This is a genomic window from Gluconacetobacter brunescens, from assembly GCF_048695475.1.
Classification (GTDB): Bacteria; Pseudomonadota; Alphaproteobacteria; order Acetobacterales; family Acetobacteraceae; genus Gluconacetobacter.
In genome coordinates this window covers 69,287-85,811 of record NZ_JBLHEN010000004.1, presented here as the reverse complement: position 1 = coordinate 85,811, position 16,525 = coordinate 69,287, and the positions used below count along the sequence as shown (strand labels likewise).

The following is a 16,525-nucleotide window of genomic DNA, read 5'->3' as shown; positions in this document are numbered from 1 at the left end:
CCCGGGTTAGGTGGATTTTGGCGCGGACGCGATTGCGTTCTGCACCTGCTGGTCATTCCAACCGGTAAGCTGGATCAGCCAGTGGCGGAGTGCAGCCTTCTCAGTATCGAGCTGTTCCACCTGGGCGACCAGGCTGGCGATTTCATCGCAATGGCACCCGTGCGGGTTTCGGCATTCGCCCCGCGGCCCCCGGTCATCACACGACCACATAGGATTATCGGGCATCAATGGCCTCCGGGGGTTAGGTGTTAGCGCCGCGCATCAAGGGGCCGAGCAAGGCCCGCCTCGCGTCGCGTAGGGCCATCTGCATGGCTATCCGGGTCGGGTCGAGGTCGTCGCGCCACAGGGCGCCGCGCACGACGCGCTCCAAGTCCGCCTTTCTCTGCTTGGCCACGCGCGGCGGGCAGATCGTCGGCATGTTGCGCAGCGCTTCAACCAGAACGGGCTTGCTGTCAGTCAGCATCCGAGAGGCCCGGCGGAGTTCACGGTGTTCGAAGCGGGTCATGGGTCTCTGTCCGGGGTTATCTTGACACGCCATGGCGATATGCCGCGACTTGAGCAAAGCCGATAACTATGGCTCCGGCGACTGCGAGGCCAATTGCCCTGGTGCGGCTCTGACCTTTGTCGGGCAGCTCGTATCTGCGGCCGCAGACGAATACGGCTGCGGTTCCAAGGAGTAAAAGAAGTGCAGCAGTCTTGAATGATCGGACTCCGCGCGATTATTTGTCACATCCACTGGTATCTAGTCCGCCTCCGGCACTCGCGGGCAGCAACACGCTGCCCTCCCGCATCCTATGGAGAACTTCGGTTATTGATTTCTTCAGCATCGTCGGGACCATAACATGAGGCTTAGGATCTGCCTCGACAATCAGCGCCCTGGCAACGTCGAGATAAAGCCAGCCTTCCGGTGTGGCGTGGATTGCAATTCGGTCAATAGTTTTTCCGGCAATTTCGCTGTCTACATCGCCTATTCGTTCGAACACCAAAGAATTAACGCAGTCTACTGACACAGCCCGAGATGCCTGACGGCGGCAAACGAGACCCGTCGCGCCATCTCGCTGTGGTTGAGTAGCTTCACCCATCAAATCTCTCCGGGGGCTACGTTGTCAGGACGGGTGCGACGCCGTGAGCGGTTGACTGGATGCGGCCTCCTGCGCACGCATGTAAGAGAGCATTGCGCGATCGCCGAACTCACCGACGGCCATAAATCCAACCCAAAGCGCCACGCCCATGATAACGAACCGCGCCTTACTCTTGCTGCTCAGCGAGCCAGAAGCAGCTTCTTCCCTATACTGCCTCCTCACCATAATCGCGCTCAGAACAGCGCCGATGGCGCCGAGAAAAAGATCAATACCCATAGTTTCTACTCCGGGGTTTGGGTGTCAGGTGCGAACCGGCCAGCCATTGCGACCTTCCAGTCGCATTGCAATCAAGTCGCGGAAGTAGCGCCATGCCGCTTGCGCTGCGTCTTCTGTGTCTGCCTCGGGGACGCCGGGAACCAAGAGAGCCTTTCCGTCATAGGCGTGGCGGGCATTGACCTCAACAATTTCACGGAGTTTCTTCGCGCTCCGGGCCTTTCCGAGAGGAAGAGCGCCTTCGGGCAACGCTGTTCCAAAGTCGATTTCGCCAGAGCGGAAGCAGTATGCATGCATAGTTATGGTCTCCGGCGTTAGGTAGACAGTTTCGGAAAGGCGACGCTCTCGCGGAACTCCCATGAGGCGACGCTGACTAACGCGCCTTCGCTCCACACTTCTTGTTCCAGTTCATACACATCTCCTTCCGGCGTCACGGCGAACCATTTATCGTCCTCGCGCCAGACCGATTTGAACGCCTCCATGGCATGAGCCTCCTTTTGGAATTTTCCCACCGACCGGGTTAGGTGGGCGCTGCCAGGGCCGCGCTGCCGGAATCAGTCAGCGCGGCGCTCTTCCCGACCTCGCTTGTGGTCCAGGTGGCCAAGCCCAAAGCAATCACGCGGCCCACAACGCTCGGGTGGATCGGACCCATGATCCGCCACGACGCATACCCCGTCTTCCGCATCGTGACGGCGCCTTGCTGGATGGCAGCAAGCGCCTTCTTCTGATTCTCGGTCAGCGTCATCCCTGCGGCTCTCCGGCATTAAATGGACGGAGCGTGGTCAAGAGCCACGCTACCCTCGGCGTTAAGGGCCATAGCTCAAAGAACCTGAGCCTCTTCGGTGATCACGATCCGCTGGCGGGACGTGCGATCTTCCCCACCGTTGATCATGTAAAGCGTACCCGGCTTTAGGACCGCCGTATCGACGATCCTGAAGGAGGGAATAGTATCGCCCATCATCCCTTGTTGTCGCGTCTCATGATCGACCGAAAGGACGACATCCCCGGCGGTCCCGGCAAGATGAGGTGTGACCGTTGACTTGTATTGACCGGTCGAGTTCTCCGCCGTTACACCATCAAGTGTGATGACGTCCTGCGAATACAGCTGCTCCACCTGGCCGTGTTCCGACAGGGCTTTTGCGAAACTCGAAGAACTGTCGTCAACCGATTGATTGCGCCCGTTCGCCTGCGGCTGACGCTTCATGATCGTTCCAGAGGCCGACCACTCGCCGTGGTCACCTCTGACAAGATAAATGTTCGTCGTGATTTTGATCATTTTCCCCGCTCCGGTGTGTGGGAGATTCGCCTCCTGTGCGGCGGACGGTGATGGGGATGCGGCCGAGGTTCCAACGGCGACGGCCGAGATGAACAGAACGGACAAAATACGCATGCAGAAATTTCCTTCCAAATGGTTGAACACTCCAACCGGGTCAGTGCGGCCGCAGACCCGAATCATGCGGGTGTCGGCATCGGCATTGTGCACGGGTCGTTTGTGACTGCTGCTCAGCGCGCCGCGGCAGGGAGCATGTCCAGCTTTTCGATCCAGTCGGTGCTCACGGCAAATGGCTTCCTTTAGGTGGCTTAGTGGACCTTTAGTCCTGCGATATCTTTATCTACGAATAGACATAATACGCGCCATTGACGGAAGCAAGGTTTTTATCTACGTTTCGCCAAAGTGCAGACGAAAGGGCCGTCCTTGCGACCAGACGCCAAAGCGGTTCAAGAACCTACCAGATGGGCGTGCGTCACCCTGCACTCGTCGCTGCCGTCAGAGGCTGAGCAAATAGCCGGCGCTAGGGCGTGGGGCGCGGTGAGAGACTGGCTGGGCGAAATCGGCGTGTCGAGAATCTTCACTGATGACGTACGTTCCGTCCGCCGCACCACCAATTGGCGCGCGAAACTGCCAATGCGGGAAGCATTGATTACCGCCCTTTCTGTAACACCAAGTCCTCTGAACCATGTTTTTTTTAAGTCGCCGCTCTGTATCGGGTTTAGCGAAAAGCACGCAACCGAGGTTATACACAATATTTGGAACCAACAGGCACTCGTTTTCGTCCAGTCGCAATTTGCACTTTATCGGGTGGGAGACGACATATCCGAACTTATCGAAGCTGTGGGGCGTGACGCCAAAGCAGCAAGGCAGCGCCGTTACCGTGCGCTTAGACCCGACTAACGAGCATAGTTGCGAGAGTTCCGCCTCCGACTGCCGCTCAGTCGTCCTATCGCAAGTTCGAAAAGAACTGGATGCTCTTAGTAAAAGCTGCTTTCTCGACTAGAGACAAATACCCCTGCAAGGATATGTTTATGGATATTAAGAAACTTACGCTCGGTGATTTCCTGTGCTCTGGTGAGCAGCAAGATACTGCAGTGCATCCGGACATCTTTTCTTTCGGGGCGCCAGGGTTTAAGGATCTTGTTGGTTCTGAAATTATCGCATTAAAAAAAGGGTATGCAATCCATCACCTTAATACGTCCCACGGCGATGTTGCTCTTCTTCATAATAACAAACTGGTAGGCTACTACGCGGGTGAGGTTATTGCGATTTCTGAGGATTACCAAGGCCGTGGCCTCAGCGTCCCGATGATACTAGAAGCGGTGAAGATGCGACCGAGTCCGCAAAAGCGAAATTTATCCCCAGCCGGGCGGGCGGCCCTAACCGCTGCCTGGAAGGCCGCTCACAATCAAACAAAAAATCAATGGTTGAAGGAACATAAAATGACCCAAAAGCACGTCATGAAAACAATTACGAGAATAGTTCGCGCAGAATTTATACCAGGATCGTCTATTGTCAGTATATTTTTCCGAGGAATATTCCAACTCGTAGAGTGTTTTATTGCGCTCTATGTCTCTATGATTCTTTTCCAACAACTCGTATTAACGGGTCTGGCCCACGTCACATATATTGCCTATCTCCTTCTTGCGATTATTATCATGATTCTGATTTACGCACTTGGACAGCCACGTGAACTTCCAAGAGATGATTGACGGTGACACCGTCGGTTATCTATGCGGCATGGGCGGACGCCCGATGTCCCGACGAATTCTTCATGCGAACTGTGGCAGACTCGGCGAGTCCAAGTAAGGAATAAATCATGCCAATTCTCCTCACCACGAGTTCAGCAACCGTGCCGGCGGACATATCGGCGGCATTGCGCGATCTTACCGCCGCCTGCCGAGCATGGCCGTCGCCCCTCAACCTTCATGGTGGACCAGGCGGCGGCCCGGTCTTTCTGCCGCCAGGCGTAGGACGCGCCAACGAGGTGTGCGGTCATATTCTCCGCCCTCACCAATGCGACCAGTGGCTTTACGTGTTGGGCGCCTTCGCCCTGTTGGGCCTTATTTCGGTGCCGATGTGGCTGGTGGGGACGAACCGACTGATGCGGTCGTGCACGCGGTTGATCGTACAGACTATCAATCGCGGGCGCGGGGTGACGCCGCACGGATAGGGCTCTGGCCGATCCACATAAGGAGCGAAAACGATGCCCGACATGAAAATGACCGATGAGCCCGATGTCGAGGCGTTCGCGGTCGCCACGCCGGATGGACAGAGCACCGATGAATGGCAGGCCGCATTTCAAGATTTGCTCGACCAGGCGAAACGGGGGCGCTCTCGCACCGATGCCAACTTCTTCGCGGCCCCGCACGGACCCGGCGGCACAATGAGCAATGTGTCTCTGTATTTACACCTGAGGTCCAAGTAAGGAGCAATCTGCGAACGCCCTGGGCGCGCGAAACGGGGGAGCGCATCAAGTCAATTTGCGAGCGCGCCCAGCGCGCAATTCTGGCTAAACAGGACAATGATATGAGGGGGATCGGTATATGACTGGTGACACTGAATCGACTTCAGCACTTACTCCGCCATGTGCAAATGACCCTGCTACGCAAGCGGCTCAAGACATAATGGACGCGACCAGCCTTGATGAAGAGGCAGAGGCAACTAAATGGTCTGGCGACCAAATGCTTTTTTCTGAGAAGCACAAGGAGGCCAACGAATTGCGCGCGCGCGCTTTCAAGACTGATGCCCTGGCGGCCAAGGCCACGAGAAGGCTTAGTAAATAATGGCTGACAAGCAGACAACCGGGAGTGGGATATTCATGCCGCCCCATTACTATGACGATTGCTCGTGGCAGCATTGGCCACCTGAAAGACGCGCTGCGTTCGATAAGCTCTGTCGAACTGTTCATACAGGCGGTGATCGAGGAGATGACGTCAAGGAGAAGGGCGATGACTGACAACCAGACGACCCCACCCCAGAGGCACGGAACTGAACTGGCTATCACCATTCTCGGTACCCTAGCCGTCGGTGGTGGTCTGATATTTCTCTCGGCCTGGTCCGGCTTGAATTTTGTGGGCTTCGGCGGGGCAATGCTCATGGTCGCGGGGGTTGGGCATGCGGGCCGCCTTGCAAAGCGAATGATCAAAAGGGACGCATGACGTGGCTGACAAGCAGGCGACCGGGAAGGAACGAGCATGAAAAAAGTAAACCTCGCGATCGCCCTTTTCTTGCCTCTCTCCACTTGCGGGTGCCATGCGGGGACACCGGTAATCGGCGCGTCGCACCAGGCACAGGCCGCCACTGGAAGAACGAAATTCTCAAGTGTGACGTTCGATGATTCGATCATCGCCAAGGCGTTCGCCGGTAGCGATAGGGCCCGCCCAGATATATCTCGCACGCTGCACAATGCATATTCAGGCTTCGTGCCCCTCTCGAATGATATGGTTTCGGCCATTCAGAGAGCCATCGACGCCAATCCTGCCGGTGTTTACCACACGAAGTCACTGGTTTTTGGGAATGTCCGGAATCCCGGCGTTATGCAGATTGGTATGTCTCTTGACGTGGTTGGCATCCAAACTGCTTCGTCAACTATGCAAATACCCGATGTCCACACGATTGCACTAGCCTCCGATGTCGCCAGCATCGCTGTTGGACAAGCATTCCTGACCGCGATCGATACAACAAAAGTTTTACCCGCCGCCGAAAAGCCGGTCATAGGTATGCATGGCCATCGCGTTTGGGTTCTCGCTATCCCTGAACTCCCAAACGCAGTGAGAAGCCCTTAAAGGTAGCTGTGAAGCAGGCGACTGGACGCGCGGGCGAGATTTTGGAAACAACGTGCACGCCCGATGTCGATACGACGTTGACACACGGAGCGCTGGAAGCGTAGTATCAACACAGTTGGTACTAGGAGTTGAGCATGAGGGCCGTCGTAAAAAAATGGGGGAATAGTGCGTCTGTCCGCATCCCCGCCTCTGTGATGGCCGCCGCGGGCTTGAAGCTGGATCAGCCGGTTGATGTTCGCGAGGAAAGCGGGCGTGTGGTTATCGAGCCGGTCAGCCAGATCGAATATGACTTGGCTGAACTCCTGTCGGGCATCACCCCGGGCAATATCCATGGCGAGGCCGATTTCGGCGCACCGGTCGGCCAGGAGCGCCTCTGAGATGGCGGCCTATGTGCCAGACGCCGGTGACATCATCTGGCTCGAGTTCTCGCCCCAGGCGGGTCATGAGCAGGCGGGCCATCGCCCGGCGGTCGTCCTATCGCCGGCAACCTATAACCGAATTGGGCTGCTTTTGTGCTGCCCCCTCACGACCAAGCAAAAGGGCTACCCTTTTGAGGTGGCAGTCGACAACGATCGTCAGAGCGCGGTGCTCGCGGACCAGGTGAAATCGCTCGATTGGCGAGCACGAGGCGCTAAGCGGAAGGGGCGCGTTTCTGAAATGGAACTTGCCGAAGTCCGCGCGAAGGCTCGGGCCCTGATCGGAAAATAAGGAGGCCGAGATGGCTGACACCCAAACGACCCGCAGGAAGGCTCTTATCCGCTCGGTGATCGTTTTCGTTCTTGCGCCTGTGGCCGCGAGCATCGCCCTCATCGTGGGGGTATTGCATATGACAACATATGTCGGCCCAGATCTCCGACAGTTCGACCCCAAGACGGAGATGGCATTGCGCAACTTCGGCCTGGCTGTTCTTGGCCTCGTCGGCGTCTATCTGGCGGGCCGGTGCATCGCAGCCTCACGCCGAAGAGGGAACTGACCATGCCTGACAACGAGGAGCATTGATATGCTGTCAAGAAAATTGGCGACAATGGCCGGCGTGGCCACCGCGATGGCCACGGGGATAGGCGTTGTGGCACTGGCCGGCGCGATTACGATGGCTGCGCGGCATCAGGCAATCGGGGCAGAAATCTGCGCAGCGGCGATGATCTCAGCCGTGTTCATCGTGAGTCTGATGACGGCGCGGTTTGGCTAGGCTGCCGGCAGGCAGAAGAGGCGACGCACAGTAATGACCAGTGACAAGCAGACGACCGAGAAGGCATTCCCGCGCGTTGGGCCGAAAGACTTTACGATGGGCGTGCTCTGGGTATTGGTGATTTCTGGCGTAGGCATCGTTGGCGTCAATTTGCTGTACCATGTACGCGCCCCGGCATGGGAAGCTGGTGTGCTGTACTCAATTTGGACGCTCGCACTTGTCGCGATGGGCGTTCTGACACCTTTTTACGTGATGACGCACATGCGGAAGAAATCGGAGCATCGCGGTGGCAGGTGACAACCATACGACCGATGGCCGTTCTTCGGTCGACGCCAAATCCGCCTTCGCGGAAGCCCTTGGGCTGTCGCGCGAGGTGATTGCGCGCGCTGAGGCGGGCGACCAAGACGCGATGAAAACGGTCTACGCAGCGTCCGGCCGTGGGGACGTTGAGAGCCAGCCAATGCCGACCGACGGCGTGGCCGGTCATCTGGCCCTGGCAGTCACGAATGCTGCCGACGGCACCACTACCGTGTGGATCACCGCCCGGCCGGCCACACCCAGCGTCCCAAGGAGCGCGAATGACTGACAAGCGAACGACGGATGAACATGTGAACTCCGATCAGGCGAACGCCGAGCAGCCCGTCTCAGAAGGACGTGCTCTCACCATATCGAAAGTATGCGCAGCGATATCGGTCATCTCCGCATGTGTGTCGGCCTCCGTCTTTTTTTGGAATCTTTGCCGCTGAGATACTAATCCCGGGGCGACAATCAGACGACCCATGAAAGGTGATTCTATGAGGAACGCTACCCGCCTGATCCTCGCTTCCCTGTGGCTCGTGGGTGGTTGGGGCGGGATGGCCCAGGCGCGAACGGGTGACGCCGTTGTCCCGGCCTATGGTACCATTCATGCGGCCGATGGCCTCGCTAACCGCCCCGATCCGTCATTGCGGTACCGGGTCGCATTCGACACGACGCGGGCCCCGGCCGATCCGGAGCAGATCAATCCAGCGCTGGAGCGGATCGCTCGCTTCATGAACCTCCTCGCGGCCGAAGGAGTACATCCCAAAGCCGGCGACGTCGTAGCGATCGTCTACGGGGCGGCCACACCGTCTATCCTCTCCGACGCGGCGTATCGGGCGCGTTTCGGTCGGGACAACCCCAACACCGCTCTGCTGCGCGCGCTGGGCAAAGCGGGGGTCTCGATCGAGGTGTGCAGCTACGCTCTGTCGGGACAGAAGATTGCACGGGATGCCGTCGCCGACGGGATCCAGGTCGATGTGTCCGCCATGGTCACCCTGGCCAACTTGCAGTTGAGGGGCTGGGCCGTAATCTCGGGATAGAGGCTGCTTTCCGCTGGCCGCTACGCGCGCCGGCATAGGAGGCTGGAGTGGATTACGTAACGTCGACGGTTGCACTGGCCGAGATGGCGATCGCCACGATCATTCTGACGCCATTTCACCTCCTGAGGCACATCCGGAAGCAAACGGAGCATCGGAATGGCAAGTGACGGTCATACGACGGTGACGAAGTTTCCCCAGCCAGCCGATCGGATGGCAACCGTGTGCATGCCGTGGCATGCACGCGAAATCAGAGCTAATTTTATACGGGCAGCGAAATGCTTCGTGTGCGGGCGGGATGTCGCCGCTCCCACACAGGCTTGCCGATCGATTTGCCTTTATTGTGCAATGGAGAGGGGTCAAATCGAGCCTGTGGAGAAGGAACCTCCAGAATGGAGAGGAAGGTGTAAAGGCATGACCGACAGCCAGACGGCCAGGAGACCGGAGCAGTGAGCCTCGCCCGCGCCATTCTGATCCGCCGGGAGCGCCAGCGCCAACGGCGGGACGGAGCCAGTCGAAAGGAAAGGCTCTCCGTGTCGCCTCTCCTTCGGAACACTTTTGCCGCCGACAAGCAGCTTCAGCGAGCATGGAGGGCGGAAGGCGTGCCCTTTTGGAAGCGCCTGCTTCGGGCCTTCTTGATTCAGGGATGACGGCCATCGCAGACAAGCAGACAGCCGGAGAACCGACACAATGAATGTGGAAACCGTGCCTGATGACTGGATGCACAGATGGTTTGATCTGCCAACCGGCCTTGTCTGGGCTGTAGGGATGGCGATGGTGGCTGTCTGGCTGGGCTTTGTATGGTGCTGGCCGAATATCCAGAAACTACGCAGGAAAGCTGGTGACTGACATGCATACGACCGCCCTGCCGGGCCGGTGGCGCGAGCGTGGTCCACCCAGCCGGAACTGCCGGGCATCACCCGGGATGACGACACGCGCCACCGCGTGCCTCGCGAACAGAAGTGAGAAGTATCTTTGTCCACGCAATTGCATGTTCTGACCGCCAAAATCGCCGCCGCCTATGTCTCTCACGTCAGCACGCCGCCTGACGCACTGTCGCCCTTGCTGACATCGCTCTATGACACGCTCGCTGGCCTGGGCGCGGCGGTCGAGGTTCCGCCAGCGCTCACCCCGGCGGTGCCGCCGAAGAAGTCGGTGTTCCCGGACTACATCATCTGTCTGGAGGACGGCCGGCCGTTCAAGACCCTCAAACGCCACCTCCTGAGTGCCTACAACCTGACCCCGGACCAATACCGGGCGCGCTGGAACCTGCCGGCCGATTACCCGATGGTGGCGCCGAACTACAGTGCTCACCGGACCCGGCTGGCCAGGGCCGCAGGGCTCGGCCGCACGGAGGCTCCGCCAGCGGAAACCCCACCCGATATCGTCGAAGGCGTGGTGGTCACCAGAATTCCTGCCGCCAGGCGCGGCCGGCGGCGCAAGGCTTGATCGCGCCGCCTGACAGCAGGCCAGATCGCCGCACGTCCTCGGCGGGGCGCTACAACGGTTCGCGAGCAGATCGGTGATGCCCTGTTCGCCCGGAGGACGCCGGCTCCACTGCCCGTGGATATGTGCATCGTCCTGCGGACCGCGCTCTGCCCGTGGACAGTCCGTGGACAACGTGACGTTGCCCACCGATTGCCCACCGGCGCCACGCTCGACACACATCTCCACCGGCACACCAGCAGCAGGATCTTGTATTTATTAACTTGGCGTTTACCAAGATGCCGCAGCCTTAGGCTGCGGCATCTCCTGTCCCAATTCCGAGCAGAGCCATGAGCAAAGCATTTATCGCCGCCGTCCTTCAGGATTCCCTCGACTGCACCGGCGTTGCAGCCGCCAGGGGCGCCGACGCACTCCTGGGCGCGATCGTCGCCGAACTGCAGCACGAGGGAAGCTTTACGTTACCGTCCTTCGGAACATTCACGGTGCGCGAGACCAACGCGCGCCAGGCGCTCAACCCCCGCACCGGCGAGCCCGTCTCGGTCGAGGCAGGGCGGACGGTCCGCTTCAAGGCCAGCCCGCTGCTCAAGAAGGCGGTCTGATTGATGCGAGGGACCGGGAGTGGGCCGACAATCCCCAGCCCGCCTCTGGTCCTGGTCGTCCGCCCGCGCTGCGCGCCTGACGCACCGCAACTCGCGCGGATCCTGATCAATCAGGAAGAGAGCCACGTCCGCGACGAGACCGGCGCCATCGTCTCCGCGCAGCTGACGATCACCTATCGGCGTCTCGCCGACCCGCCAGCCCGGCACGCGTACCCGACCCGGCGGTTCCTGGCGTGCTACGCTCAGCAGTGGGACGGGCGCGGCCGTGTCGGCCTCACCTCGCACCGCCCCACAGGGGGCGCGGTCTTTCTCGACCTGGAGGGGCTGGAGGGCAACCGCATCGGCTCTTGTCTGATGAATCTCGCCGTCACCTGGGCCCGGCAATGGCCCGACGCCGAGGTGAACCCGATCACCCTGCTTGCGCACCAGGCCCGCGGCGACAATACGATCCGGCGCAACCGGTTCTACGAGCAGTTCGGCATCGTGTTCGCCTATACGGACGATACCAGGGCAGCGGGTACCGCCAGGGAGATGCGTGCCGGCGAACTGCAACCTTGGGAGCACCTTCCGGAGAATCTGTCGGTGCTGCCGCTCGAGGCGGCGTTCGACGAGCAGCAGCGCGAACTCGCCACCTTGCGTCAGTCCCAGCAGACCATGCAGCTGCGCGACCGGGCTCTCCGTGGTGAGCTCCAGCGCGCGCTGGCGCATCCACTGCGCTTCGCCGCCCGGCAGATCTGGTATCGTCACGCTCCGCTGCTGGTCGGCGCGGCATCACTCGCGGTCCTCGGCGGCCTCTCCCTGCTGGCACGGGTGCGCTGACCCGCCGCAGCCTCCGGGCCCCCGGAGGCCGAGGGCGTCCAGTCGGCTACCCGCATTGCGCACCGCCTGATCCGCCGCCGCGATCGCCGCTTCGAGATCCGCATAATCCGGCTGCCAGCGCGCCAGCGGTGACAAGGTAGCCGGCACCGACGCGTCCTCGGCCAACGCTTCCTCGACTGCCGACGCACGGATCCGGCCGCCGGCGCGCCGCGCCCGACGCGGTAGGGCCACCTCCGCGGCCAGCGGCGCCAGGCCCTTCAGCCCGAACAGCCGGCGCGCGCTGCGATGCGTGACCTCGACCACGACGCCCTGGTCAGCGAAGCGGTCGAGCAGCGCCAGCGCGTTCTTCGGCGCCATCCGCAAGCACCCGGCCAGGGTGCCGGCCGAGATCAGCGGCGCGGCCGCAATCAGATCCAGCGCCGCCGGCGCCCGCGAATTGCGGCGTCGGCCGGTCGCCACGATCTGGCGCGCCTGACGCCACGCCTGTTCCAGCAACCCGAGCTGGCGCAGTGCGTCACGCGCCTCTGCGGCCAGCGCCTGCAGGAAGAGCGGCGCCCACGCGGCAAAGCCCCACGGCACGTCCGCCTGCAGCGCTGCTGCCCCGGTCAGCGGCAGTGGTGTCCGCAGCAGGGTGGTGCCGAGATGGCGGACGATCGCGGTGCGCATCGCCGGCCGCGCGTGACCGGCCTCGAGCCAGTCATGCAGCCCGCGGGCGACCCCCAGCAGCGGGCTTTCCGTCAGCGCGCCACGCGCGAGGACTGCCATCGCCTCCTGCACGGCGCCCTCCTGGTCGAAATCAGGAGACACCAGCCACTGATATTGCGCGAAGGCATAGCGGGCCGCCTCGAACACCCCGCCACGGTCCGCGTCGCCGAGACGCAGCGGCAGATGCTCGATCACCGCGGCCAGATGCCACGGGTCGATCGCATAGCCGTCGACCGCGGCCTGCCGGCGCACCGCATCCAGGCGCATTCGGTGCAGCGCCGCCGGCAGCAGCGGATGGCCATGCAGCGCCTGGTCGAGGCGGCCGAGGGCGAAGGCGGCGCCGCCGATCGATGCATTGAGTGTCATCATCTTGACCGCTCAAGGCCGTTGCAGGTTCGATGACGGGCCAAAATCCGAATGGCTATCGTCCGGGCCGGGTACGGGCGGCTGGTCAATCGGCGGTGCGCATCCGCTTTGCGCGACGCCGCATTCGTACAGCAACTCACAGGCGATTTGACGCCGGCTCGCGACGCAGCCCCAGACCAGGCTTGGCAGCTGCTCGCTGATGATCCCGGTGAAGGCCGTCAGTTCCTCGCGCGGCAGCAGCAGGCCAATCGTGTCGTCGGAACTGGAAAGCGCCGCCGTGAGGACGTCGGCAAACGGCGTACTACCCTCATAAGCATTCCCGTCTGTCGCCAGAGCGCGCTCCAACGGCACCGACCATGGTGCGCCGGCGCGGCGATTCATCCACTGGACATAATGGCACCAGCCGCCGCGCAGCGTTGTCGCGCCCGGCGTCATCCAGCCGCGCACTGCGGTTGCCAGGAAGACATCGCATTGCAGGTAGGAAAACATGCGGGTGAACAGCGAGCCTTCGCCGCGGCGAAGGACGTCTTCGCGAACCTTTTTGTTCTCTTCAAGCACGTTAGTAATATACTGCCGATCGTGTCCATCGCAGATCCACGATTTGAGCGCCTTGATCGCAGCCATCTGGGCGACTTGTGTGCGGTACTCGGACCAGTGCGCCTGCAGCAAGGTCAAGACGTTGCGTCTGTCCGAGAGGACCATTCCCGCGCTTTGGTCTGCCCCGTGTTCGGCATACTCGACGTTTACTTCGCTCATTGTGACAGCGAAGCTCAAAGCCTCGGCGCTCTCCGGTAACGCGATGCCGGTATTCCCTCTGACTTTGTGCGTGAGTGACAGGCGTCGCCAGTTATGGTGCAGCCCTGGTCGCTTGGCCTGGAACAGCGTGAGCTTGATCCTGCCGTCCTGAAAGGGCGTCACAATGCCGAAATCGTAGCCGGTTTCCGCCTCCTGGCTTTTGCTCTGATGCACCCAATAGCGCTTGCGGGTTGCTGCGTCGTCGGGCGCCTTACCCGCCGCCTCCGTGGACGCCAGATAGGCATCGTCGAGCACGCCGGCATGCCAGAAGGAACTGGCGAGCAGGCCGTAGAGGGCCTCGGTCTGCGGCTCCTCCAGAATGCCATGCCTCCCCAGCTGGCAGGTCTGGGTGAGCACAGAAAAGCGGGCCGCATAACCGACGAGTGCTTCGCCCGGTGCGTCCGCCAGCCAGGCCGCCATCCTCTCTCTGAACGAGGCGCCCTCCGGCGGCGGAGGCACCGCACGATCATAGGCTTCCGCCAGGGCAAGGAGAGGGTGCGGCATGGAGGCGGGTCCGTCAGCAATTGCGCACGAAGAGTACGCTATCAAGCCGTTTAGGTAAATCTCGGCGGACACTCCAAAATCCGCCCCCTCCCCCGCGCCTACTTCCGATAATGTCCCTTGTCGGAAGTAGGTGGCAGGCCGGGCCGTTCGCTGCTAAACCACGCTGAACCGCCGCAAGGGAGGCCCGCAGCCGATGCCGAACACACTTCTGCCCTCCATCAGCATCCGGGGCCTGGCCTACCAATCCGGGCTGGACGCGATCCGGCTGGCCGCCGTTACCGCAGAGGCCAGCCTGAACGCCGAGCTGGCCTGCAAGCGCCTGGAACTGGACGCCTACGACGCCAGGCCCGGCTTCATCGGCGAACGTGAAGACGGGCATATCCTGTGGGAGCTGGATCAGGTGCTCGAGATGGACATCGCGCGCCTGGAGGAAGCGCTGCCCGAGCTGCGCCGCGCCTTCGCCCTGTCGGCCTATCACTACTGGGAGACCGCCGTTTACCGCTGGCATCACCAGGAGCACGGGGATGATGCCAAGAAGAGGCTTGGACCACACGATGACCTCGTCGAAGAGATCCGCAGGCTCGCGCAGAACGCACCGGATCTCTCGTTCAGGGTCCACCCCGACCTCGAAGCCGTCGCCAAGCTGGCGAACGTCATCAAGCATACCAGCGCCGATTCATGGCAATGGCTGATCGGGCAGTGCCCGGAACCATTAAAGCCCCTGTTCCCCGCACCCCCGGCGCCCTCGGACCGGCACACGCCGGTGATGCTGACAGTCGCCCAACTCGCCTGGGTGTTCGAGGTGGTCAGCCAGTCAGGCCCGGCCGGCTACCCCGGCGGTGCCGGCGCGCCGAGGACAACCGATGCTCAGTGACATCCGGATCCTCGGCTCCCGCGCCGCTGCCCGACGCACGGTCGCCGCGCGGGTCGATCGCCTCACCCGCACCCGCCTCGACCTCGACCAACTACAGCAGGCGGTGCGGGCCCTCTCGGTCGCCCGCTTCGATCCGCCGCTCCCGCTGATCCTGGCCGGCATCGAGCAACCGGACGGCAGCTACACCGCGGACCGGCCGCTCGCCCCTGCCCTGCCCCACGCCGCCGCCGCCCTCGACGCCGCACGCGAGGCCGTTGGCGATGTCCCGGCCGGCCACGAACTGCTGATCGCTCTGGAGATCGACCAGGGCGCGCCCAGCTTTGTCGCCTGGCTCCGCCGCTGCCCGCCGGCCGGGGCGGTGCCCGACCTGGACGACAAGATGCCGCCGGCACCGGTCGGCCAGCCGGCCGCCAGCGTCGCCCAGTGGTTCGCCCTCGCCTCCAGCCAGGCGGTACCGAACCATGACGGCAGCCTGGGCACCGCCCGCAAGGCGGTGGAGGCCTTCGTCCAGCGCGGCAAGGCCGACAATACCCGCCGCGCCTACCGCGGTGCCGTGCGCGCCTGGTGCCAGTGGGCCGCCGGCCACGCCCTCCCTGCCCTGCCCGCGCGGGCCGAGGATGTCGCCGCCTATCTGGCCGACATGGCGCTGCGCAAGCGCACGCCGCGCACCATCGACCTGCATCGCGCCGCGCTGCGCTATCTCCATCACCTGGCCCGGCTCGCCATTCCCACGAGCCATCCGCTGGTCGCCGCCACTCTCGCCGGCATCCGCCGCGAGGCGCCGGGCGCCGGCCCACAGCAGAAGACGGCGCTGACCTGGACTCCGCTCACCCGGGTGCTGGAAGAGGTGCAGGGCGACGATCTGGCCTCGATCCGCGACCGCGCCGTCCTGCTGCTCGGCTTCGCCGGCGCCTTCCGGCGTTCGGAGCTGGCCGGCCTCACCGTGGCCGACGTCAGCGTCGACGATGACGGCATGGAGATCCGCCTGACCCGCTCGAAGGGCGATCCCAACCGGGACGGGGTGCGGGTCGGTATTCCACGCGGCGTCACCCGCCACTGTCCGGTTCGCGCCTACGAAGCCTGGCTACGGGCGGCCGCAATCACCGAGGGCGCCGTGTTCCGCCGGGTATGGCTTGCCCCAGACGCCACGGCAGGTGCTCCCTCCCCGCGCCCGAAAATCGGCAGCGCCGCCCTCTCCGATCGCGCGATCGCCGAGATCGTCCGCAAGCATTGTCAGGCCGCCGGGCTGGAGGGCAGCTTTGCCGGCCACAGCCTGCGCCGCGGTGCCATCAGCACCGGCGCCGCCGACGGCTACGACCTCCTCGAGCTGAAGCACTTCTCGCGGCACCAGAGCCTGCGCATGGTCGAAACCTATATCGACGCCGCCAGCATCAAGCAGCGTCATCCTGGGCGGAGCAGGTTTTGATCTTTCGCACGAAGGGGGCCACCACGCGCCTAAGGCGTTAGTGTCAGTA

The 16,525-nt window shown here is 62.2% G+C and carries 28 protein-coding genes; 19 read left to right on the top strand and 9 right to left on the bottom strand.

The window, feature by feature from the left end; translation table 11 throughout:
* Nucleotides 1-241 precede the first annotated feature (241 nt).
* The 7 genes from ACMAUO_RS20545 to ACMAUO_RS20515 all read right to left on the bottom strand — a co-directional run bounded on the left by ACMAUO_RS20545 (nucleotide 242) and on the right by ACMAUO_RS20515 (nucleotide 2,745).
* Nucleotides 242-505, bottom strand: a complete 264-nt coding sequence (locus tag ACMAUO_RS20545) for a hypothetical protein (protein WP_420358770.1) — start codon at nucleotides 503-505, stop codon at nucleotides 242-244.
* A 214-nt stretch (nucleotides 506-719) separates the two neighbouring features.
* Nucleotides 720-1,082, bottom strand: a complete 363-nt coding sequence (locus tag ACMAUO_RS20540) for a hypothetical protein (protein WP_420358769.1) — start codon at nucleotides 1,080-1,082, stop codon at nucleotides 720-722.
* Nucleotides 1,083-1,106: 24 nt separating this feature from the next.
* Nucleotides 1,107-1,358 (bottom strand): hypothetical protein, encoded by a 252-nt coding sequence (locus tag ACMAUO_RS20535; protein ID WP_420358768.1) that lies wholly within the window; start codon nucleotides 1,356-1,358, stop codon nucleotides 1,107-1,109.
* 24 nt (nucleotides 1,359-1,382) lie between these two features.
* Nucleotides 1,383-1,652: a host nuclease inhibitor protein gene (locus tag ACMAUO_RS20530; RefSeq protein WP_420358767.1), complete on the bottom strand. Its 270-nt coding sequence runs from the start codon at nucleotides 1,650-1,652 to the stop codon at nucleotides 1,383-1,385.
* Nucleotides 1,653-1,669: 17 nt separating this feature from the next.
* On the bottom strand, nucleotides 1,670-1,837 hold the full coding sequence (locus tag ACMAUO_RS20525) for a hypothetical protein (protein WP_420358766.1): 168 nt from the start codon (nucleotides 1,835-1,837) through the stop codon (nucleotides 1,670-1,672).
* Nucleotides 1,838-1,875: 38 nt separating this feature from the next.
* Complete coding sequence (locus ACMAUO_RS20520; protein WP_420358765.1) at nucleotides 1,876-2,100, bottom strand: hypothetical protein; 225 nt, start codon at nucleotides 2,098-2,100, stop codon at nucleotides 1,876-1,878.
* Between the two features lie 75 nt (nucleotides 2,101-2,175).
* The gene (locus ACMAUO_RS20515) at nucleotides 2,176-2,745 is read right to left on the bottom strand and encodes a hypothetical protein (RefSeq protein WP_420358764.1); all 570 of its coding nucleotides are present in this window, start codon (nucleotides 2,743-2,745) and stop codon (nucleotides 2,176-2,178) included.
* 420 nt (nucleotides 2,746-3,165) lie between these two features.
* Between ACMAUO_RS20515 and ACMAUO_RS20510 the strand changes: the two genes are divergently transcribed.
* The 17 genes from ACMAUO_RS20510 (at nucleotide 3,166) to ACMAUO_RS20430 (ending at nucleotide 11,806) form a co-directional block, all read left to right on the top strand.
* A complete protein-coding gene (locus ACMAUO_RS20510) occupies nucleotides 3,166-3,528 on the top strand; it encodes a hypothetical protein (RefSeq protein WP_420358763.1) in 363 nt (120 codons plus the stop codon).
* A gap of 131 nt (nucleotides 3,529-3,659) precedes the next feature.
* Nucleotides 3,660-4,340 carry a hypothetical protein gene (locus tag ACMAUO_RS20505; protein ID WP_420358762.1) on the top strand — a complete coding sequence of 227 codons (681 nt, stop codon included), beginning with the start codon at nucleotides 3,660-3,662 and terminating at the stop codon, nucleotides 4,338-4,340.
* A 494-nt stretch (nucleotides 4,341-4,834) separates the two neighbouring features.
* Nucleotides 4,835-5,056: a hypothetical protein gene (locus ACMAUO_RS20500; RefSeq protein ID WP_420358761.1), complete on the top strand. Its 222-nt coding sequence runs from the start codon at nucleotides 4,835-4,837 to the stop codon at nucleotides 5,054-5,056.
* Nucleotides 5,057-5,255: 199 nt separating this feature from the next.
* On the top strand, nucleotides 5,256-5,414 hold the full coding sequence (locus tag ACMAUO_RS20495) for a hypothetical protein (RefSeq protein ID WP_420358760.1): 159 nt from the start codon (nucleotides 5,256-5,258) through the stop codon (nucleotides 5,412-5,414).
* A gap of 51 nt (nucleotides 5,415-5,465) precedes the next feature.
* Nucleotides 5,466-5,789, top strand: a complete 324-nt coding sequence (locus ACMAUO_RS20490; protein WP_420358759.1) for a hypothetical protein — start codon at nucleotides 5,466-5,468, stop codon at nucleotides 5,787-5,789.
* A gap of 36 nt (nucleotides 5,790-5,825) precedes the next feature.
* Complete coding sequence (locus tag ACMAUO_RS20485; protein ID WP_420358758.1) at nucleotides 5,826-6,416, top strand: hypothetical protein; 591 nt, start codon at nucleotides 5,826-5,828, stop codon at nucleotides 6,414-6,416.
* Nucleotides 6,417-6,550: 134 nt separating this feature from the next.
* A complete protein-coding gene (locus tag ACMAUO_RS20480; protein ID WP_420358757.1) occupies nucleotides 6,551-6,793 on the top strand; it encodes an AbrB/MazE/SpoVT family DNA-binding domain-containing protein in 243 nt (80 codons plus the stop codon).
* A 1-nt stretch (nucleotide 6,794) separates the two neighbouring features.
* On the top strand, nucleotides 6,795-7,124 hold the full coding sequence (gene mazF / locus ACMAUO_RS20475) for an endoribonuclease MazF (protein WP_420358756.1): 330 nt from the start codon (nucleotides 6,795-6,797) through the stop codon (nucleotides 7,122-7,124).
* A 10-nt stretch (nucleotides 7,125-7,134) separates the two neighbouring features.
* Nucleotides 7,135-7,389 carry a hypothetical protein gene (locus ACMAUO_RS20470; protein ID WP_420358755.1) on the top strand — a complete coding sequence of 85 codons (255 nt, stop codon included), beginning with the start codon at nucleotides 7,135-7,137 and terminating at the stop codon, nucleotides 7,387-7,389.
* Between the two features lie 27 nt (nucleotides 7,390-7,416).
* Entirely contained in the window at nucleotides 7,417-7,605 is a 189-nt protein-coding gene (locus tag ACMAUO_RS20465; protein WP_420358754.1) for a hypothetical protein, read from the top strand.
* 33 nt (nucleotides 7,606-7,638) lie between these two features.
* Entirely contained in the window at nucleotides 7,639-7,902 is a 264-nt protein-coding gene (locus tag ACMAUO_RS20460) for a hypothetical protein (protein WP_420358753.1), read from the top strand.
* Nucleotides 7,892-8,191, top strand: coding sequence for a hypothetical protein (locus ACMAUO_RS20455; protein WP_420358752.1), 300 nt, complete (start codon nucleotides 7,892-7,894; stop codon nucleotides 8,189-8,191). Before ACMAUO_RS20460 ends, ACMAUO_RS20455 begins: the two co-directional genes overlap by 11 nt.
* Nucleotides 8,192-8,399: 208 nt before the next feature.
* Nucleotides 8,400-8,945 (top strand): DsrE family protein, encoded by a 546-nt coding sequence (locus ACMAUO_RS20450; RefSeq protein ID WP_420358751.1) that lies wholly within the window; start codon nucleotides 8,400-8,402, stop codon nucleotides 8,943-8,945.
* Between the two features lie 687 nt (nucleotides 8,946-9,632).
* Nucleotides 9,633-9,791 (top strand): hypothetical protein, encoded by a 159-nt coding sequence (locus ACMAUO_RS20445; protein WP_420358750.1) that lies wholly within the window; start codon nucleotides 9,633-9,635, stop codon nucleotides 9,789-9,791.
* A gap of 126 nt (nucleotides 9,792-9,917) precedes the next feature.
* On the top strand, nucleotides 9,918-10,391 hold the full coding sequence (locus ACMAUO_RS20440; protein WP_420358749.1) for a Ros/MucR family transcriptional regulator: 474 nt from the start codon (nucleotides 9,918-9,920) through the stop codon (nucleotides 10,389-10,391).
* 326 nt (nucleotides 10,392-10,717) lie between these two features.
* Nucleotides 10,718-10,987, top strand: coding sequence for an HU family DNA-binding protein (locus ACMAUO_RS20435; protein WP_182973625.1), 270 nt, complete (start codon nucleotides 10,718-10,720; stop codon nucleotides 10,985-10,987).
* Between the two features lie 3 nt (nucleotides 10,988-10,990).
* On the top strand, nucleotides 10,991-11,806 hold the full coding sequence (locus ACMAUO_RS20430; protein WP_420358748.1) for a hypothetical protein: 816 nt from the start codon (nucleotides 10,991-10,993) through the stop codon (nucleotides 11,804-11,806).
* Here ACMAUO_RS20430 and ACMAUO_RS20425 read toward each other — a convergent pair.
* On the bottom strand, nucleotides 11,759-12,880 hold the full coding sequence (locus ACMAUO_RS20425; protein ID WP_420358747.1) for a hypothetical protein: 1,122 nt from the start codon (nucleotides 12,878-12,880) through the stop codon (nucleotides 11,759-11,761). The two genes, ACMAUO_RS20430 and ACMAUO_RS20425, sit on opposite strands and share 48 nt — an antisense overlap.
* 9 nt (nucleotides 12,881-12,889) lie before the next feature.
* The gene (locus ACMAUO_RS20420) at nucleotides 12,890-14,176 is read right to left on the bottom strand and encodes a hypothetical protein (protein ID WP_420358746.1); all 1,287 of its coding nucleotides are present in this window, start codon (nucleotides 14,174-14,176) and stop codon (nucleotides 12,890-12,892) included.
* 193 nt (nucleotides 14,177-14,369) lie between these two features.
* Between ACMAUO_RS20420 and ACMAUO_RS20415 the strand changes: the two genes are divergently transcribed.
* Nucleotides 14,370-15,050: a hypothetical protein gene (locus tag ACMAUO_RS20415; RefSeq protein WP_420358745.1), complete on the top strand. Its 681-nt coding sequence runs from the start codon at nucleotides 14,370-14,372 to the stop codon at nucleotides 15,048-15,050.
* Nucleotides 15,051-15,153: 103 nt separating this feature from the next.
* Nucleotides 15,154-16,476, top strand: coding sequence for a site-specific integrase (locus tag ACMAUO_RS20410; protein WP_420358744.1), 1,323 nt, complete (start codon nucleotides 15,154-15,156; stop codon nucleotides 16,474-16,476).
* Nucleotides 16,477-16,525 lie beyond the last annotated feature (49 nt).

Coding starts and splice junctions, on each gene's coding strand:
- ACMAUO_RS20545 (WP_420358770.1), bottom strand. CDS start 505: ATGACCCGCTTCGAACACCGTGAACTCCGCCGGGCCTCTCGGATGCTG.
- ACMAUO_RS20540 (WP_420358769.1), bottom strand. CDS start 1,082: ATGGGTGAAGCTACTCAACCACAGCGAGATGGCGCGACGGGTCTCGTT.
- ACMAUO_RS20535 (WP_420358768.1), bottom strand. CDS start 1,358: ATGGGTATTGATCTTTTTCTCGGCGCCATCGGCGCTGTTCTGAGCGCG.
- ACMAUO_RS20530 (WP_420358767.1), bottom strand. CDS start 1,652: ATGCATGCATACTGCTTCCGCTCTGGCGAAATCGACTTTGGAACAGCG.
- ACMAUO_RS20525 (WP_420358766.1), bottom strand. CDS start 1,837: ATGGAGGCGTTCAAATCGGTCTGGCGCGAGGACGATAAATGGTTCGCC.
- ACMAUO_RS20520 (WP_420358765.1), bottom strand. CDS start 2,100: ATGACGCTGACCGAGAATCAGAAGAAGGCGCTTGCTGCCATCCAGCAA.
- ACMAUO_RS20515 (WP_420358764.1), bottom strand. CDS start 2,745: ATGCGTATTTTGTCCGTTCTGTTCATCTCGGCCGTCGCCGTTGGAACC.
- ACMAUO_RS20505 (WP_420358762.1), top strand. CDS start 3,660: ATGGATATTAAGAAACTTACGCTCGGTGATTTCCTGTGCTCTGGTGAG.
- ACMAUO_RS20500 (WP_420358761.1), top strand. CDS start 4,835: ATGCCCGACATGAAAATGACCGATGAGCCCGATGTCGAGGCGTTCGCG.
- ACMAUO_RS20495 (WP_420358760.1), top strand. CDS start 5,256: ATGGACGCGACCAGCCTTGATGAAGAGGCAGAGGCAACTAAATGGTCT.
- ACMAUO_RS20490 (WP_420358759.1), top strand. CDS start 5,466: ATGACGATTGCTCGTGGCAGCATTGGCCACCTGAAAGACGCGCTGCGT.
- ACMAUO_RS20485 (WP_420358758.1), top strand. CDS start 5,826: ATGAAAAAAGTAAACCTCGCGATCGCCCTTTTCTTGCCTCTCTCCACT.
- ACMAUO_RS20480 (WP_420358757.1), top strand. CDS start 6,551: ATGAGGGCCGTCGTAAAAAAATGGGGGAATAGTGCGTCTGTCCGCATC.
- mazF (WP_420358756.1), top strand. CDS start 6,795: ATGGCGGCCTATGTGCCAGACGCCGGTGACATCATCTGGCTCGAGTTC.
- ACMAUO_RS20470 (WP_420358755.1), top strand. CDS start 7,135: ATGGCTGACACCCAAACGACCCGCAGGAAGGCTCTTATCCGCTCGGTG.
- ACMAUO_RS20465 (WP_420358754.1), top strand. CDS start 7,417: ATGCTGTCAAGAAAATTGGCGACAATGGCCGGCGTGGCCACCGCGATG.
- ACMAUO_RS20460 (WP_420358753.1), top strand. CDS start 7,639: ATGACCAGTGACAAGCAGACGACCGAGAAGGCATTCCCGCGCGTTGGG.
- ACMAUO_RS20450 (WP_420358751.1), top strand. CDS start 8,400: ATGAGGAACGCTACCCGCCTGATCCTCGCTTCCCTGTGGCTCGTGGGT.
- ACMAUO_RS20445 (WP_420358750.1), top strand. CDS start 9,633: ATGAATGTGGAAACCGTGCCTGATGACTGGATGCACAGATGGTTTGAT.
- ACMAUO_RS20435 (WP_182973625.1), top strand. CDS start 10,718: ATGAGCAAAGCATTTATCGCCGCCGTCCTTCAGGATTCCCTCGACTGC.
- ACMAUO_RS20430 (WP_420358748.1), top strand. CDS start 10,991: ATGCGAGGGACCGGGAGTGGGCCGACAATCCCCAGCCCGCCTCTGGTC.
- ACMAUO_RS20425 (WP_420358747.1), bottom strand. CDS start 12,880: ATGATGACACTCAATGCATCGATCGGCGGCGCCGCCTTCGCCCTCGGC.
- ACMAUO_RS20420 (WP_420358746.1), bottom strand. CDS start 14,176: ATGCCGCACCCTCTCCTTGCCCTGGCGGAAGCCTATGATCGTGCGGTG.
- ACMAUO_RS20415 (WP_420358745.1), top strand. CDS start 14,370: ATGCCGAACACACTTCTGCCCTCCATCAGCATCCGGGGCCTGGCCTAC.